This is a genomic window from Corynebacterium sp. HMSC072G08 (genome assembly GCF_001809185.1).
Taxonomy (GTDB): domain Bacteria; phylum Actinomycetota; class Actinomycetes; order Mycobacteriales; family Mycobacteriaceae; genus Corynebacterium; species Corynebacterium phoceense.
Genome location: NZ_KV796435.1, coordinates 1 through 237 on the forward strand (window position 1 = coordinate 1; position 237 = coordinate 237).

1 protein-coding gene is annotated in these 237 nt (G+C 62.0%); it reads left to right on the plus strand.

Features of this window, described 5'->3' with window-relative positions; genetic code table 11:
- Window positions 1–19: 19 nt before the first annotated feature.
- On the plus strand, window positions 20–237 hold a 218-nt coding region (locus HMPREF2559_RS12800; protein WP_148138801.1), incomplete at its 3' end, for a hypothetical protein.

Sequence of the window (237 nt, forward strand, 5' to 3'; positions counted from 1 at the left end):
ACCGACAGGGGTAGCCCACATGACCACTCCTCCCGATAACACCACCAACCCACCACCACCAACCGAACCCACCGGCCCCTACTTCGCCCCCTTGAATCCCGCTGGCCCCTTGGGAGAATACGTCGCCATCCGCAACGAATTCTTCTGGAAGGCCATCCACCGCGTCCTTCCCACCCCCGGCGACGATATCGACATCGCCTTTTCCACCCTCGCCCGCAATCTCGATGTCTCACGCGA